The 1,103-nt window shown below is 49.8% G+C and carries 3 protein-coding genes; all 3 read left to right on the plus strand.

Going from position 1 to position 1,103, the window contains the following annotated elements; translation table 11 throughout:
- On the plus strand, positions 1–197 hold a 197-nt coding region (locus ABJK56_RS10190; protein ID WP_347244562.1), incomplete at its 5' end, for a hypothetical protein.
- Position 198: 1 nt separating this feature from the next.
- Positions 199–666 (plus strand): hypothetical protein, encoded by a 468-nt coding sequence (locus ABJK56_RS10195; protein WP_347244563.1) that lies wholly within the window; start codon positions 199–201, stop codon positions 664–666.
- Between the two features lie 8 nt (positions 667–674).
- A complete protein-coding gene (locus ABJK56_RS10200; RefSeq protein WP_347244564.1) occupies positions 675–905 on the plus strand; it encodes a hypothetical protein in 231 nt (76 codons plus the stop codon).
- Positions 906–1,103 lie beyond the last annotated feature (198 nt).

Here is a 1,103-nt window from a genome sequence, read left to right on the forward strand (position 1 = left end):
GTTCGCTCTCACCCGGAGATTATTGGGTGCTCGCAGAGATTGCACCTGAGTTGGAATCCTATGAATTTTCCGTCAATACCCTGACCGCCAGCCCGGCAACATACCACGCCCGGAAATGGGAAAGAAACCAGGACACCGGAGAAATCACTCAGACTTGGTCGTATTCACCCTGGGCAATCTTCGTGGAAGGAGGATAATATGCGAACTTTCTCAACTTTACCCCCCGCCTTTTTGGTGCGGGAAAATCAGTCTTCCTTGCCGACAGTGTATCGGTTCTCTCCCCTGAACGCCTTTCAAATGTCAAGGCTTGACTGGGTGGAGGTGCTGGATGCTTCGCCGGTAATCACCGAGAGCGGTCAGCAGGTTCGGTTCATACGGGGCTGGCGGTTGGCTTCCGAAATCCAGTTCCAGTTTTATGACCCGGTAGCGATGTCCAGCCCGCTTAGCCCCGGGGTCACGGAGGAGGCAATGCTTGACATTATGCTCAAGCTGCGAGCGGGCTGGATAGTTGAGTTCCGTCCGCATTACGATGCAGACCAGCAATACAATTCTGCATATGATTGCTGGGTGAGTTTCCGGCAGGATAGGCGTTCCCTTCCAATGTCAAGGGTGATTGCCGAAATATCGGGGAAATATATCGTGTCCTCTATTCCGGAACGATGGTGAGGTGAAATATGGAGATATTGTTGGCGGTCAAAGAGGCAGTTGCGCGGATTGAGGGGCAACTGGAGGGCATCTCAAAACGGCTTGACAAACTGGAAGAGCGGCTAAACAATGTGAATTGTGTCAATCTTGACACGCAATACAAAATCGGCTTTCTGGCTGGGAAGTTGGCACTCATTGCCGGGATTGTATCGGCAATAGTTTCCGCGTGCATCACCCTGGCTCTGAAACTCTTTCAATGATACCTCCTCTACCCCGCCAGAAAAAACTTCACTACTTTTAGAGCCTTAGCGGGCATAACTAACGAATTTTCAAATAGTTTGCCAGCTGGTCTTAATTTGCGAAAAAACTTGACAGGAGGCAGGGGGTACGGTATAATATTCCCGTGAAAAGAGAAAAGAAACCAAAAGAACAAAAAGGAGGAAAAGATGGAAGAAAAG

It is taken from the genome of Thermogutta sp., assembly GCF_039793925.1.
In the GTDB taxonomy this organism is placed as follows: domain Bacteria; phylum Planctomycetota; class Planctomycetia; order Pirellulales; family Thermoguttaceae; genus Thermogutta.